Source organism: Natrinema sp. CRL1 (assembly GCF_059162405.1).
Map to the genome: position 1 here is coordinate 447140 of NZ_JBLVOY010000004.1, position 13615 is coordinate 460754.

The following is a 13615-nucleotide window of genomic DNA, read 5'->3' on the forward strand; positions in this document are numbered from 1 at the left end:
CAGTTGTCTCCCGGTTGGTGCCCCGTCGATCGGGGCTCACGGTTCCGAGCCCCGAGTGATCGAGGCGGCGTCTCCCGGTTAGATCGGATCGTCCGGATCGTACCGCTCCGCCGTTCGGTCGACCTCCTCGGCGTACCGCTTTCGGGTCTCGTCGTCGGGCACCGGCTCGAGGTCGTCCTCGGGAATCTCGGTTGCCGCGGTGACGGTCGGTCCGGTCCGTAACGCCGTCGACGACCGCTCGTGTTGCTGATAGCGCGAGCCGTCCGGCGTCGCGTAGACGAGGGTGACGAAGTCCCGATCCCCGACCGTCCGTTCGACGAGCCAGCACTGCACCGTCGAGTCACTCATACCGACGGGTTCGGTGTCGACCACCGAGAATGTACCGAGTCAGCGCGACCGGAAGGCGCGGCCTACTCGGTAGAACGAGCCCCGACGTACTTGGTGGTCGGCGTCGGAGCGGGGACAACGAGTACTCATGGCCGACTCCCGGAGCGAACGCCGATCCCAGTGGCGCGAGCACGTCGACGAACTGTGCCACGACGGAGAGACGATCGAACACCGGGCCGACCTCGCGGGCGCGACGGTCGTCGTCACGAACCAGCGCGTGTTCGCGTTTCCGTCCGGCTCGAGCGGGCCGACCGTTCGCCACGTCGACCGGCCGAACGTCGGGACCATCACCGTAGAGACCGACCACCGACTGCGCGACCTCTGTCTCGGATTCGTCGCCGCATTCATCGGCATCGGACTGGTTCAACTGACGACGGGCGTCAGCTTCGCGTCGCTGATTCCGGGCGTCGACTTCGACTGGCGCGGAGCAGCACCGGGCGCAACGCAGCTCGCGAACGCCGTCGAATCCGCCCTCGAGTTCCTCGAGACAGCACTCATGGTAGTGGAGTGGGGCGTGCTCCTGAGCGGCATTGCCGCGTTCGTCGTCGCGCTCGCTTTCGTCGTCCGGTACGTGCGATCGCGTTCGCGTCGGCTCGTCTGCAGGGTCCACGGCGGGCCGGATCTCGAGTTCGCTGTCGACGACGCGGATCTCGAGGCCGGTGCCGTCGCCGACCTCGAGCGTGCGATTCGACCGGGAAAGGGGTCGGCGCTCGAGGAAGTCGACAGCGACGAACGCGGCGGCCGGAGGGAAAGCAGGAGTACCGACGACGGATCCGACCGGGCGGTGGGCGACGATCCGACGGCGAGTGATTGAGCGGTCGGCGTCGGCGCGGCGACGAGTGCCGACCACTCGGTGTTCGGCGGTGCCGAGGAGTCAGGCTGAAACCTCCTGACTCCGTAGGGCCGCCGATGAACGCCGACGGGGTTCGCGAGCGGACCGGGTCGTTGCCGCGAGAGCCCGGCGTCTACCAGTTCCGCGAGGGAGACACCACGCTCTACGTCGGGAAGGCGGTCGATCTCCGCGATCGGGTGCGGTCCTACGCCGACCCCCGCAGCGCGCGGATCCGGCGGATGGTCGACCGCGCCGACGACATCGAGATCGCCGTCACCGACACCGAGACCCAAGCGTTGCTGCTCGAGGCGAACCTGATCAAGCGCCACCAGCCCCGGTACAACGTCCGGCTCAAGGACGACAAATCGTATCCGATGGTGCAGTTGACCAACCACGACGCGCCGCGGATCGAGGTCACTCGCGATCCCGACGAGTCGGCGACCGTCTTCGGTCCCTATACCAGCAAAAAACAGGTCGAGACGGTCGTCAAAGCGTTGCGAGAGACCTACGGCGTCCGCGGGTGTTCGGACCACAAGTACGCCGGCCGGGACCGGCCGTGTCTGGATTACGAGATGGGGCTCTGTACCGCCCCCTGTACTCGCGAGATCGACCTCGAGAGCTACGGCGAGGACGTCACCGCCGTCGAGCGCTTCCTCGAGGGCGAGACCGGGGTCCTCGCCGATCCGCTGCGCCGGGAGATGGAGGCCGCCGCCGAGGAGCAGAACTTCGAGCGCGCGGCGAACCTGCGGGACCGCCTCGAGACCGTCGCGGCGTTCCACGGCGAGGGCGGCGAGGCGGTCCAATCCGTCGGCGACGAGCAGGCCGTCGACGTCCTCGGCGTCGCGATCGAGGGCGAGGACGCGACCGTCGCCCGGCTGCGCGCCGAAGACGGTAAACTGGTCGACCGGGACCGGCACACGCTCGAGGCCCCCGGCTCCGGCGGGGGTGTGGGCAGCGAAGCGGACGGCGTCCCCGCCGTCCTCGCGGCCTTCATCGTCCAGTACTACGCCGAACGCAACCTCCCCGACGCCCTGCTCTTGCCCGAGCGCCACGGCGACGAGGAGGTCGCCGCGTGGCTCGAAGCCGAGGGCGTCTCCGTCCGCGTACCGGGCGCGGGCCGGGAGGCCAAACTCGTCGAACTCGCGCTGAAAAACGCCCGGCGCAACGTAGGTCGGCGCGACGAGTGTGGCATGCTCGCCGACGCCCTCGAGATCGAGTCGGCCCGGCGGATCGAGGGCTTCGACGTGAGCCACGCACAGGGAAAGGCCGCGGTCGGGAGCAACGTCACGTTCGTCGACGGCAGCGCCGAGAAAGCCGATTACCGTCGGAAGAAACTGACCGACCAGAACGACGATTACGACAATATGCACGCCTTACTCGAGTGGCGCGCCCGCCGCGCCGTCGAGGACCGGGACGACCGGCCGGACCCCGATCTGCTCCTGATCGACGGCGGGGAGGGCCAACTCGAGGCGGCTCGAGACGCGCTCTCGGCGGTCGGCTGGGACGTGCCGGCGGTCGCACTGGCGAAGGCCGAGGAGCGCGTGGTCACGCCCCACCGGACGTTCTCGTGGCCGAGCGACGCGCCGCACCTGCATCTCCTCCAACGCGTTCGCGACGAGTCTCACCGCTTTGCCGTGCAGTACCACCAGACGGTCCGGGACGAGGTTAAGACGGTGCTCGACGACGTCCAGGGAGTCGGTCCCGAGACCCGAAAGCGACTGCTCGGGCGCTTCGGCAGCGTCGAGAACGTTCGGGAGGCGACTCTGGACGACCTCCGGAGCGTCGAGGGGGTCGGTGAGAAGACGGCCGAGACGATCAAATCGCGACTCTGACCGCAAAAGCAGCGAGCGTGATGCCGAGACGGAACGACGTGTCCTGCTATCGCGGCAACGGGAATCGCCACGTCCTCCCGCCCGATTCGCTCGCTCCCTTCGATCGCTCACTCATCCACCGGAAGACGCGCCGCGTCTTCCGAGTCCTTCGCCCGTGCTACTCGCGAAGACGGGTCACCGTCCAGTCCTCGAGCGGCGTGTTCTCGAGGCGTCACCGAAGCCGGCGTGTACCGCGACCGTTGCGAAGGCAAGGACAGGGCTATCCCCCGCCCTGATCCATGTGTAACTATGGCAGAGGAAGACGACCTCGACGATTTGCTCGACGAACTCGACAGTCAGGGCGACCTCGAGACCTCCCAGCAGGTGTTGTCGATCCGGACCGAGAGCCGCCGGTACGACAAACCGGTGACGATCATCGAGGGGTTCGACCTCACGCAATCGGAGGTCGAATCGACCGCCTCGGACCTCAAGAGTTCGCTCGGGACGGGCGGCACGGTCGACGACGGCCGGATCGAACTGCAGGGCGACCACCGCGACCGCGTTCCGGACCTGCTCCGGGATCGAGGATTCGACGTTCGCGAGTGAATCAGGACGGGCCCGTCCCGTTTGTCGCCGGTCGAGGCCCTCTCACCCTCGAATAATCGCCCTCGGGGCAACGGGCTATTTATGTTCCACGTTCGATAATGACGTATGCACGTTCGACCCGCCACGACCGACGAGTTCGAGGCGATCACGGCCGTCGCTCGCGCCACGTGGCACGACACCTACGACGAACTCGCAGCCGAGACTATCGACCGGACGGTAGACGACTGGTACACCGACGACTCGATGCCGCTCGAGGCCCCGGGAACGATCGTCCTCGTCGCGGAGGAGAGCGAGGCCCAACGCGCCTCGGAGCAAAGCGGCGCAGCCGCGGAGAACGATAGCGAGATCGTCGGTTTCACCCACGCGGTCGCACAGGGCGATAAAGCCGACATTCTCCGGATGTACGTCCACCCGGACCGGCAGGGCGAAGGGATCGGCTCGCAACTCCACGAGCGACTGATCGCCGAAATCGAGTCCTACGACGTCGACCGGATTCGATCGATCGACTTCGCGTTCAACGATGCCAGCCGCACCTTCTACGAGGGCCTTGGCTTCGAACAGACCGACGAGGGTGAGGTCGAAATCGACGGCGAGTACTACCCTGAAGCGGTCTACACGCTCGAGTTGTAATCCGGGCCGCTGAACTGCCTTCTGCGCTGTCGAACTGTCTCTGGTTGTTTCGATTCGGCCGACTACTCGCTACTCGAGGGCGATCCCCTCGTCCTCGAGCAGTGCCCGGAACTCGCTCTCCTCGAGGATCGGTACGTCGTTGTCTTCTGCGTCCTGTTGTTTCGTCGCCCCGGGATTCTCACCGGTGACGAGGTAATCCGTGTTCCCCGAGACGCTGCCGGTCGCGTTCGCACCGCGGGTTTCGACGAGCTCTTGGGCCTCGCCTCTGGTCATCTCGGCAAGCGAGCCGGTGAAGACGAACGTGAGTCCCTCGAGTTCACCGCCGGTGTCAGTGTCGACATCGACTTCCTGCGGAGAGACGTGCTCGAGCACGTCGTCGACCACGGCGGCGTTTGCCTCGCTCGCGAAGAACTCGTGGATCGTCTCGGCGACGGTCTCGCCGACGTCGTCGACGCCCTCGAGTCGTTCGGGCTCGCTTTCGGCGGCCTCGCGGACGGCCTCGAAGGTGCCGAACTCGCGGGCGAGTTCGCGGGCCGTCGTCGGGCCGACGTGGGGGATGCCCAGCGCGGAGAGAAAGTCAAGCAGGGGCGGCTCGCGGCTGGCGTCGATCTCCGCGAGCAGGTTCTCGGCGCTTTGCTCGCCCCAGCCCTCGAGGTCGGTGAGGGCCTCGCGCTCGAGTTCGTAGAGATCTGCGACGGTCTCGAGCAGGCCGGCGTCGACCAGTTGGCGGACGCTCTTCTCGCCCAGCCCCTCGAGATCGAGGCCGTCGTCGCCCGCGTAGTACTCGATCGAGCGCCGGAGTTGGGCATCACAGCCTAGCCCGCCGGTACAGAAGGCCATCGGGCCGTCGCGCTCGACGGGACTGTCGCAGACGGGACAGCGGTCGGGCAGTTCGTAGTGGCCCTCGCTGCCCTTCTCGACGACCTCCTCGACGTAGGGGATCACGTCGCCCGCGCGCTGGACGCGGACGGTGTCGCCGACGTTGACGTTCTTCTCGGCGATTTCCTCGGGGTTGTGCAGGCTCGCCCGCGAGACGGTGACGCCGCCGACGTCGACCGGCTCGAGCAGGGCGACGGGCGTCAGCCGCCCGGTCCGGCCGACCTGGACCGCGACGTCGGCGATCGGGGTGACCTCTGCGCGGGCGGGAAACTTGTAGGCGAAGGCGTAGCGATCGTGACGGGCCGTCCGACCTAACTCCTCGCGGGCCTCGCGGTCGTCGACCTTGATGACGGTGCCGTCGATCTCGTAGTTGAGGTCGTCGCGGGCCTCGAGCATCCGGTCGCGGTAGTCGATCGCGCCGTCGATGTCGGCTGCCAATTCGACGTGGTCGGTGACCCGCAGCCCCCACTCGGCGAACCGCTCGAGTTCGGCGCTGTGGGAGTCCTCGAGGTCGCTGGCCGCGAGGACATCGAAGAAGAACACCTCGAGGGGGCGTTCGGCGACGGTCGAGGGATCCAGCTGGCGGATCGTCCCCGCGGTGGCATTGCGTGGGTTGGCGAAGGGTTCCTCGCCGCGCTCGATGCGCTCGCGGTTGTGTGCCTGGAAGGCGTCTTTCGGCATGTAGACCTCGCCCCGCACGGCGAGGAAGTCGGGGTAGTCGCCGTGGAGTCGCTGCGGGACGGAGCCGATGGTGCGGGCGTTGCGGGTCACGTCGTCACCTTCGCGGCCGTCGCCGCGGGTGACTGCTCGCTCTAAGCTGCCGTCCTCGTAGACGAACTCCATCGAGACGCCGTCGAACTTGGGCTCGCAGACGTAGTCGACGTCGCCGACCTCCCGCTGTACGCGATTGCCGAAGTCCCGTACGTCCTCGGCCTCGCCGCTCTGGTCGATCGAGAGCATCGGTTCAACGTGTTCGACCGTCTCGAACGCCTCGAGCGGCTCGCCGCCGACGCTCCGCGTGGGACTATCGGGATGAGTGAGATCGAAGGCGTCCTCGAGGTCGCGCAACCGGGCAAAGAGCGCGTCGTACGTGCGGTCGGCGATCAGCGGCTCGCTCTCGACGTAGTACCGGCGGTCGTGCTCCCGGATCGCCTCTCGGAGCAGTTCGACCTGCTCGCGGGCCTCGTCTTCCGAGAGTTCCTCGAGCGGGGCGAAATCGGTCGGCGGCGCTCGAAGATAGGGATTCTCCGCGTCCGCGTTCTCGTCGGCGACTGGCATTGCTCGAGGGTAGCCGTTCACCCCCGTTAATGGTATTGACCGCGGAGCGGGGCTCCGAGAGTCACTTCCACGGGTTGTCGACCAGTTCGGCGTGGATGCTCGAGCCGACCGCGACCCGACAGTCGGTCCGCGGGGTGGCGATACACAGCAGGACGTAGCCGTCCGATAGGTGTCGTTCCTTCAGCGCTCGAGGCTGTCGGCGGTGTGTGAGGACATCGTCGTCGACGTCTTCGAGCAGCCGCCCCGCACAGGTCCCGCACGCGCCGGTCCGACAGCCAAACGGGAGGACGATATCGGCCCGTTCCGCGGCTTCGAGGACCGTCTCGTCCTCGCCGACCGCGATCGTCCGCGTCCCGCGGTCGGCGTCGGGCCACTCGAGGGTCACGTCGTGTCGCTGGGTCGCCATCCGATCACTGCCAGACGTCGCTCGTGCAGTCCCCGTCGGGCCAGCGGATCTCGTGGGCGCGGGCCGGTCCCGCCGGGCACTCGCCCCAGTCGACGAGGAAGTCCTCGTCGAGTTCCATCGTCCCTCGTCGGGGATCGACGTCGGCTTTCAGCATCACTGAGCCCCACTCGCCCTCTTCGGGGTAGAATTGCTCGTCCCACGAGGAGAACAGCGAGGTGGTCCAGTAGAGCCGTTCGCCGTCCAGCGAGAGTTGGATCATCTGCGGCCCTGCGGATAGTTCGCGGCCCTGAACTTCCTGTACCTCGCCGAACGTGCCGCCGACCGACAGCGAGTCGGCCCGCCGCGGATTCGCGGGGTCGGAGATGTCGTACATCCAAACCTCGCCGTGGAGCCAGTTCGAGCCGAACAGGTACCGGTCGTCCATCGAGATCAGGATGTCGGTGGTCAGCCCGGGAACGGGCATGTCCCAGTCCTCGTGGTCTCGGCTCTCGAAGTCGATGGCCTTCTCGGCGCGGTACTCGCCCGTTTGATCTCGCCAGAAGTGAAAGATGTTCGACGAGAGCGCGGCCCCGACGAACCCGTGGGTCGATTCGGGCGTGTGGAGAAAGCGCACCTCGAGCGGGATCTGCCCCTCCTCCCCGAGGTCGATGGTCTGCTCGACGGTGCCGGCCTCCCAGTCCCAGAAGTGGAGCTGGTGGCCGTAGTTGCCCTCTTCGACGTCCTCGAGGTCGAAGCCGGGGTAGTACGTTTTGGGGGCGGCCCACTCGCTCGAGACCATCACGTTCTGGCGGGGCTGGTACCAGTAGTCGTAGTTCATCTCGATCTCGCCCGGCGGCTCCCAGCGCCCCTCGATCTCGAAGTCGTCGTTTAGCTCGAGGAAGCCGCCCGGCAGGTCGCCGTCGGCGTCGCCGAGCATGCTGATCAGGATCTCACCGTCCGGGATGCAGTGGACGGTATGTGGTGCCGAGAGGTCGTACTCGTAGACCTCCTCGGGTTCGATGACCGTCTCGAGTTCGGGATTCCGTCGGTCTTGAGCGTCGATCACGTGGATCCGCGAGGAGCGTTGGCCGGGAACGATCAGGTGTCGCCGCTCGAGGCCCTCCATGTGACACGACGACGAGCAGGCGTTCCACCCGAAATGGTGGAGTTCGTCGCCGCGGTTGGGCAGTTCGATGCGGTCGACGATCTCGCAGTAGGTCTCGGAGTCGGGATCGAGGTCGACGACCGCCACGAAGTCCGACGCGTCGACGTCGGTGCCGACGTAGAGGCTCATCACGTAGGCCAGTTTCTCACGTTCCCCTTCCTCGATAGCCGCTTGTGGCGTCGCGTAGCCGGGTCCTTCGTGGTCGTGCTCGTGGTCGTGGTCGTGGCCCGGTTCGACATCGCCACTTGTGCTAGTATCACTCATGGTTCTCCCGACCACGAACACATAGATAAGTCTGACCGGGGGGTTGGGGTGGGGGTCGTGACGAGAGCGGGAGGCCCTACGCCCACGGACTGTCGCCGACCTCGGCGCGGACTCGCGGCCCAACTTTGAGACGGCAGTCGGCTCGCGGCGAGGCGATACACAACAGGACGTAGCCGTCCGCCCCTTCCTGCTCGGTCAGGGCCTGCGGTTGCCGTCGGTACGTAAAGCCCTCCGCGGCGTCGATCGGCTCGTTCTCGTCGCGGCCGCCGTCTCCGTCCGCGAGCCCGATCAACCGGCCGACGCAGGTGATACAGGTCCCGGCCCGACAGTCGTAGGGGAGCCGGATACGGGCCCGTTGGGCCGCCTCGAGGACCGTCTCGTCGTCGGCGACGACGATCGACTCGGTCCGGCCGTCGGCCCACTCGAGGGTCACGTCGTAGTCAGTCATCTTCCCTCCGTCGGCCGCGCTCGTCGTTCGGGTCGGTCGATCATGCGAGCACTTAGGACCCGCGACGACAAAAGTCCGTGCGCGCGAGCCAGGATCAGAAGCGAAACGAGATTAGTCCATAGTAGGCGTCGGTTCGGCCGTTTTCTCGGCTTCATCCCGGTCGGCGTCGTCCGTGTAGACGATCCCCCAGCCGGTCGCCCCCATCAGGATCAGGACTAGCGGCGAGAGGATGCCGAAGAAGTAGTACGGGGCGTACTCGATCACCGGGACGCCGAGCGCCGAGGCCATGAAGACGCCGCCCGACCCCCACGGCACGAACGCCGATGTCGTCGTTCCCGAGGCTTCGACCGCTCGCGAGAGGTTCCGACTCTCGAGGTCGTACTCGTCGTACAGGTTCTGTAGGGTCATGCCGGGCACGACGATCGCCATGTACTGTTCCGCGGCGAGGAAGTTCATCGCGACGGTTCCCACGGCCGTGCCGGCGGTCAGGCCCGCGACGCTGCTGACGGCCCGTCCGATGTGGTACGCGATCGCCGCCAGCACGCCGGTTTCCTGTAGGATACCGCCAAGCGCCAGTGCGGCGATGACGATCGAAACCACCCACACCGAACCGGACAGTCCGCCGCTGGCGAGCAACTCGTTCGTCAGGTCGACGCCGGTCTCCGGTCCCGTTCCGTTGTGGACGGTTTCCCACGCGGCGGCGAAACTCGCTCCCTGCACGGCGATGGTGACCCCGACGCCGGCGAAGATACCAGCCCCGAGCGACGGCAACGCCGGGAAGCCGTAGAGCGCGAGCGCGAACGTGATGACCAGCGGGACGAACGTCACCGGCGAGATCACGTAGCTACTCGAGAGCCCGCCCTGAATCTCGGCGATGCGGCCGACGGGGATCGTCCCGCTTGCACTCAGGCCCAAGACGACAAACAGGACCAGCGAGATCGCAAACGAGATCGCGGTGCCGGGACGCATCGCTCGGATGTGATCCATCAGTTCCGTGTTCGTCACCGCGGCGGCAAGGTTCGTGGTATCCGAGAGCGGCGAGTTCTTGTCGCCGGTGTAGGCCCCCGAGAGGACGGCACCGGCGGTCATTGCCTCCGGGATCCCGAGCCCGGACCCGATCCCGATCATCGCGACGCCGAGCGTCCCGGCGGTCGTCCACGACGAGCCGATCGCGAAGGCGACGACCGCCGAGAGGACGACGGTAAAGGGAAGGAATATTCGTGGCGACAGGAACTCGAGTCCGTAGTACATGAGCGTCGGGATCGTCCCGGAATCGATCCACGACGAGATGAGCATATAGATGACAAACAGGATGAGGATCGCCTGGAGGCCGGTCAGAATACTGCGCCCGATGCCGTCGTAGAGATCGCTCCACGAGTAGCCGAAGTAGTACCGGCCGAACAGTCCCGCGAAGGCGATTCCCCACAGCAAGGGCATCTGCGGGTCCATATCGAACCAGATCATTCCGGCGGAGAGGAACAGGAGCATCGCCGCGATCGGCACGAGCGCTTCCCCCAACGACGGCTGCTTGTCCTCGGGGATTTCGTCGTAGGTCTTCGGTGTGAAACCCAGTCCCATGTTCGAGTCGGTCCGAGTTTGCGACAGCGGCCATAAATAAATCGTCATTCGCCGGTCGACTCCCGGCCTCGTAGCGACCGGACCGAGCCGGCGGCCAGACCCAGTACTTTACCCGTCGGGGAGCCTACGACCGAGTAGATGGGACAGGGAACGGAGTTCGGACTGGTCGACCTCGAGGAAGCCGATACCCCGGGCGACGAGTGGGAGGAGATCGACGTCTCGGAGACCGACGCCGATCGCATCGCCCGCAAGCGCGACCGAAAGTTCGAGCAGTTCGAGGAGCGAATCAAAGACGCCGAGCAGTTCAAGGTCGAGCAGTCGGTGTTCGACGACGCGACCCTGGCGGCACTGTACAAACTCGTCCAGGACGGCTACGTCGATGCGTTTGGCGGCCCGCTCTCGACGGGTAAGGAGGCGAACGTCTACCTCGCACAGGGCGACGACCGCGAGGTCGCGGTCAAGATCTACCGGATCAACGCCTCGAATTTCCGACAGATGCGCGACTACCTCGAGGGTGACCCCCGATTCGAGGGGCTGGGCGGCAAGAAGAAAGACGTCGTCCTCGCGTGGACGAAAAAGGAACTGGCGAACCTCCGACGGGCGCAGGCGGCCGGCGTGCGGGTGCCGGAACCGATCGCGACCGAGCGCAACGTTCTGGTCATGGAGTACATCGGGACCGAAGACGGCCGCGCCAAACGGCTCGGCGAGGTCCATATCGAGAACCCCCAGACCGCCTACGAGGTCATGCGCGAGTACATGCGCCGGCTCTACTCGGCGGGCCTGATCCACGGCGACCTGAGCGAGTACAACGTCGTCTTCGACGAAGACGAGGGTCAACTCGTCGTCATCGACCTCGGGCAGGCCGTCACGGTCCACCACCCCAACAGCCGCGAGTTCCTCGAGCGAGACTGCCGAAACGTCGCGAGTTTCTTCTCTCGGCAAGGGCTCGAGGTCGCCGAAGACGACCTGCTCGAGTTCGTCACGAGTCCGGAGCCGGACCCGTCTCGAGACTGATGGTACCGACGGAGTCTGCGGTCCCCGAACGCCTTAGTGGCTCGCTCCCGCGCGAACACGTATGAACATCGGCATCGTCTCGGACACCCACGACAACGTGGACGCGATCGAGCGCGCGACCGAAATCTTTCTCGAGGAAGGCGTCGAGACCGTCGTCCACTGTGGCGACTTCATCGCGCCGCTGATGATCGACTTCTTCGAGGAATTCGAGGTCCACGGCGTCCTCGGGAACAACGACGGCGATGTCCGGAATCTCCAGCGCGCGTTCGACTCGCTCGGCGGTGAGAGCGAACTCCACGGCCGATTCGCCAGCCTCGAGTTCGACGGCCTCTCGTTTGCAGTGCTCCACGGGGAGCATCGCGACGAGGTCGAGGCGATCGCGGCCGGCGAGACCTACGATTTCGTCTGCTACGGCCACCACCACGAGCGCGAACTGTCGGAGGAGGGCCGAACGACGGTACTCAACCCCGGTGCGCACGTGGTGGCGGCCGAGGAAGACCGCACGGTCGCCGTCGTCGACACCCGCTCGGAGTCGGTGCGGTTCCGATCGGTGCTCGAGTAACCGTTCCCGATTTCGCTGGGTCGGTGTCGGCGGCAGCCGTTCCCCGGCTCACATGAACATTCGATCTTCCGGGAAGCTCCGATTCTCGAGGGGTTCCTGATCAGTGAGCGCTTCCATGCGGTCCGCGAGTTCCCCGTAGTACCGCTGGAGCTCCGCGGCTCGCTCGCGGAGCTGTTCGTCGTCGATCTCGAGCCCGTAGACGGTTTCGAGCAGCTCCAGATACCGGAGCGACGCCTCGAGGTCCGGTCCGGGTGGATGCGTCGGGGTGACGAACGCGCCCAGTGGCGGGGCTTCCCCCTCCAGACTGCGGGTCGTCAGTGCGCCCGCGACGCCGTCGAGTACGCCGCCGTTGACCGGCGAGACGGGCGAGTCAGTGAGGTGTTGATTCCTATACTCCGGGGTGGCGACGGAGAAGACGTCGTGTTCGTCCGGACCGTGTGGATACGGGACCCCGTGGAGGACGGCTATCTCGTCGATGCCGGTCGTATCGATCCACTCCAGAACGCCGTCTGCGAACGCGTCGGCCGCCCACACCGGAACGAACAGCTCGCTGAGCAACACGCAGCAGTCGACCTGCGGCGACGCGTAGACGCGCATCGGGTGCCGCGGTTGGCCGTTTTCGACTGGGGTGATATCCGGCAGCCCGCGGGACCGCACGTACCCGACCCGCTCGAACTCGCGGTGGGTAACGAGGTAGTCGACGGCGGTGAGTCCCGCCAGTCCGACGTTCGCGAGTCCGACGAGCAACGTTCCTTCGATCGGTTCGTCGGTCGAGACGGATACGTCGTACGCTGGCTCGGATGGCATACTGCGCGATACGGTCGAGCGCAACTTATAACGAGAGCAGGCCCAGCGCCGACCGCGTGCGTGGGTGCCACGACCCACCCGGTGCTCGCGGACCAAGCGCTTAACCTCACCCAGCCAGTAGCGGACTGTATGCAGCACGTGAAGATTCCGCAGGACCGCATCGGCGTTCTCATCGGTGAAGGTGGCGAGACGATGCGCGAGATCGAGGCGGAAGCCGAAGTGCGACTCGACATCGACTCGGAGAACGGCTCCGTCGCCGTCGAAACCGTCGGCGATCCCGTGCTTGGCCTCAAAGGCCCCGAGATCGTCCGCGCGATCGGCCGCGGCTTCGCACCGGAAGACGCCCTGCGACTGCTCGAGGACGACATGATGTTGTTCGACGTGGTCGACATCGACGCCGCCTCGCGCAACAAGACCGACATGAAACGCAAGAAGGGCCGGCTCATCGGCGAGGGCGGCCGGACCCGGGAACTGATGGAGGAACTGACCGGTGCCGACGTCGTCATCTACGGCTCGACGCTGGGCGTCATCGGCGCACCACAGGAGGTCGACGTCGTTCGCAGCGCCGCCGAAATGTTGCTCGACGGCGCGCCCCACGGCGCGGTCTACTCCTTCCTCGAGGAGAAGCACAACGAGATGAAACACAAGGGAATGGAGTACCACCGGTTCCCCGGCGGCCAGTCCTGACCCGTCCGTTCGTCTCGATTTCGTCGCTCTGTCGACCGCTGACTCCCGCGCTCGGACGAGCCGCTGTGTGAACCGCTTTTCGACCGATAGCTGAACCCCCTCGAATCCCGACGGACACGTCATCCGCGCGGTGGTTCTCACGCAGTGCAAGTATAAATACCCGAACAGCCATCGGTTCGAAAACGCACGACAGGGGCCACCTCTAGCGCCCCTACCTATTCGATAGGGTAAGGCTTATATAGAATAGCAAACAATCCCTCGAGTGACTATGGCTCAACAGCA

Annotated in this window: 14 protein-coding genes; 7 read left to right on the forward strand and 7 right to left on the reverse strand. The window is 66.1% G+C overall.

Features of this window, described 5'->3' with window-relative positions:
* Positions 1-78 precede the first annotated feature (78 nt).
* The gene (locus ACJYUO_RS16315; protein ID WP_494346400.1) at positions 79-348 is read right to left on the reverse strand and encodes a DUF7967 family protein; all 270 of its coding nucleotides are present in this window, start codon (positions 346-348) and stop codon (positions 79-81) included.
* A gap of 127 nt (positions 349-475) precedes the next feature.
* Here ACJYUO_RS16315 and ACJYUO_RS16320 point away from each other — a divergent pair, with 127 nt between their 5' ends.
* From ACJYUO_RS16320 to ACJYUO_RS16335, 4 genes are all read left to right on the forward strand, one after another.
* Complete coding sequence (locus ACJYUO_RS16320; RefSeq protein WP_494346401.1) at positions 476-1201, forward strand: hypothetical protein; 726 nt, start codon at positions 476-478, stop codon at positions 1199-1201.
* Between the two features lie 95 nt (positions 1202-1296).
* On the forward strand, positions 1297-3051 hold the full coding sequence (locus tag ACJYUO_RS16325; protein ID WP_494346402.1) for an excinuclease ABC subunit C: 1755 nt from the start codon (positions 1297-1299) through the stop codon (positions 3049-3051).
* 288 nt (positions 3052-3339) lie between these two features.
* Positions 3340-3636: an SUI1 family translation initiation factor gene (locus ACJYUO_RS16330; RefSeq protein ID WP_494346403.1), complete on the forward strand. Its 297-nt coding sequence runs from the start codon at positions 3340-3342 to the stop codon at positions 3634-3636.
* Positions 3637-3741: 105 nt separating this feature from the next.
* Positions 3742-4266: a GNAT family N-acetyltransferase gene (locus ACJYUO_RS16335; RefSeq protein WP_494346404.1), complete on the forward strand. Its 525-nt coding sequence runs from the start codon at positions 3742-3744 to the stop codon at positions 4264-4266.
* 69 nt (positions 4267-4335) lie between these two features.
* On the opposite strand, the gene ligA is transcribed toward ACJYUO_RS16335, so the two are convergent.
* The 5 genes from ligA to arcD all read right to left on the reverse strand — a co-directional run bounded on the left by ligA (position 4336) and on the right by arcD (position 10263).
* Entirely contained in the window at positions 4336-6423 is a 2088-nt protein-coding gene (gene ligA, locus ACJYUO_RS16340; protein WP_494346405.1) for an NAD-dependent DNA ligase LigA, read from the reverse strand.
* 61 nt (positions 6424-6484) lie between these two features.
* A complete protein-coding gene (locus tag ACJYUO_RS16345) occupies positions 6485-6829 on the reverse strand; it encodes a 2Fe-2S iron-sulfur cluster-binding protein (protein WP_494346406.1) in 345 nt (114 codons plus the stop codon).
* 4 nt (positions 6830-6833) lie between these two features.
* The gene (locus ACJYUO_RS16350) at positions 6834-8237 is read right to left on the reverse strand and encodes a selenium-binding protein SBP56-related protein (protein ID WP_494346407.1); all 1404 of its coding nucleotides are present in this window, start codon (positions 8235-8237) and stop codon (positions 6834-6836) included.
* Positions 8238-8313: 76 nt separating this feature from the next.
* On the reverse strand, positions 8314-8685 hold the full coding sequence (locus tag ACJYUO_RS16355) for a 2Fe-2S iron-sulfur cluster-binding protein (protein WP_494346408.1): 372 nt from the start codon (positions 8683-8685) through the stop codon (positions 8314-8316).
* Between the two features lie 111 nt (positions 8686-8796).
* On the reverse strand, positions 8797-10263 hold the full coding sequence (gene arcD, locus ACJYUO_RS16360; RefSeq protein WP_494346409.1) for an arginine/ornithine antiporter ArcD: 1467 nt from the start codon (positions 10261-10263) through the stop codon (positions 8797-8799).
* A gap of 138 nt (positions 10264-10401) precedes the next feature.
* Here arcD and rio1 point away from each other — a divergent pair, with 138 nt between their 5' ends.
* Together rio1 and ACJYUO_RS16370 are read left to right on the forward strand one after the other, a co-directional pair.
* Positions 10402-11277 carry a serine/threonine-protein kinase Rio1 gene (gene rio1, locus ACJYUO_RS16365; protein ID WP_494346410.1) on the forward strand — a complete coding sequence of 292 codons (876 nt, stop codon included), beginning with the start codon at positions 10402-10404 and terminating at the stop codon, positions 11275-11277.
* Positions 11278-11338: 61 nt separating this feature from the next.
* The gene (locus ACJYUO_RS16370; RefSeq protein ID WP_494346411.1) at positions 11339-11839 is read left to right on the forward strand and encodes a metallophosphoesterase; all 501 of its coding nucleotides are present in this window, start codon (positions 11339-11341) and stop codon (positions 11837-11839) included.
* 48 nt (positions 11840-11887) lie between these two features.
* Here ACJYUO_RS16370 and ACJYUO_RS16375 read toward each other — a convergent pair whose 3' ends face one another.
* Entirely contained in the window at positions 11888-12646 is a 759-nt protein-coding gene (locus ACJYUO_RS16375; protein WP_494346412.1) for a proteasome assembly chaperone family protein, read from the reverse strand.
* Positions 12647-12775: 129 nt separating this feature from the next.
* On the opposite strand from ACJYUO_RS16375, the gene ACJYUO_RS16380 reads away from it, so the two are divergent.
* Entirely contained in the window at positions 12776-13333 is a 558-nt protein-coding gene (locus tag ACJYUO_RS16380) for a KH domain-containing protein (RefSeq protein WP_138243518.1), read from the forward strand.
* Positions 13334-13615 lie beyond the last annotated feature (282 nt).

Excerpts from the sequence above, each read along its gene's own strand:
- ACJYUO_RS16315 (WP_494346400.1), bottom strand. The coding sequence starts at position 348 with ATGAGTGACTCGACGGTGCAGTGCTGGCTCGTCGAACGGACGGTCGGG.
- ACJYUO_RS16320 (WP_494346401.1), top strand. The coding sequence starts at position 476 with ATGGCCGACTCCCGGAGCGAACGCCGATCCCAGTGGCGCGAGCACGTC.
- ACJYUO_RS16325 (WP_494346402.1), top strand. The coding sequence starts at position 1,297 with ATGAACGCCGACGGGGTTCGCGAGCGGACCGGGTCGTTGCCGCGAGAG.
- ACJYUO_RS16330 (WP_494346403.1), top strand. The coding sequence starts at position 3,340 with ATGGCAGAGGAAGACGACCTCGACGATTTGCTCGACGAACTCGACAGT.
- ACJYUO_RS16335 (WP_494346404.1), top strand. The coding sequence starts at position 3,742 with ATGCACGTTCGACCCGCCACGACCGACGAGTTCGAGGCGATCACGGCC.
- ligA (WP_494346405.1), bottom strand. The coding sequence starts at position 6,423 with ATGCCAGTCGCCGACGAGAACGCGGACGCGGAGAATCCCTATCTTCGA.
- ACJYUO_RS16345 (WP_494346406.1), bottom strand. The coding sequence starts at position 6,829 with ATGGCGACCCAGCGACACGACGTGACCCTCGAGTGGCCCGACGCCGAC.
- ACJYUO_RS16350 (WP_494346407.1), bottom strand. The coding sequence starts at position 8,237 with ATGAGTGATACTAGCACAAGTGGCGATGTCGAACCGGGCCACGACCAC.
- ACJYUO_RS16355 (WP_494346408.1), bottom strand. The coding sequence starts at position 8,685 with ATGACTGACTACGACGTGACCCTCGAGTGGGCCGACGGCCGGACCGAG.
- arcD (WP_494346409.1), bottom strand. The coding sequence starts at position 10,263 with ATGGGACTGGGTTTCACACCGAAGACCTACGACGAAATCCCCGAGGAC.
- rio1 (WP_494346410.1), top strand. The coding sequence starts at position 10,402 with ATGGGACAGGGAACGGAGTTCGGACTGGTCGACCTCGAGGAAGCCGAT.
- ACJYUO_RS16370 (WP_494346411.1), top strand. The coding sequence starts at position 11,339 with ATGAACATCGGCATCGTCTCGGACACCCACGACAACGTGGACGCGATC.
- ACJYUO_RS16375 (WP_494346412.1), bottom strand. The coding sequence starts at position 12,646 with ATGCCATCCGAGCCAGCGTACGACGTATCCGTCTCGACCGACGAACCG.
- ACJYUO_RS16380 (WP_138243518.1), top strand. The coding sequence starts at position 12,776 with ATGCAGCACGTGAAGATTCCGCAGGACCGCATCGGCGTTCTCATCGGT.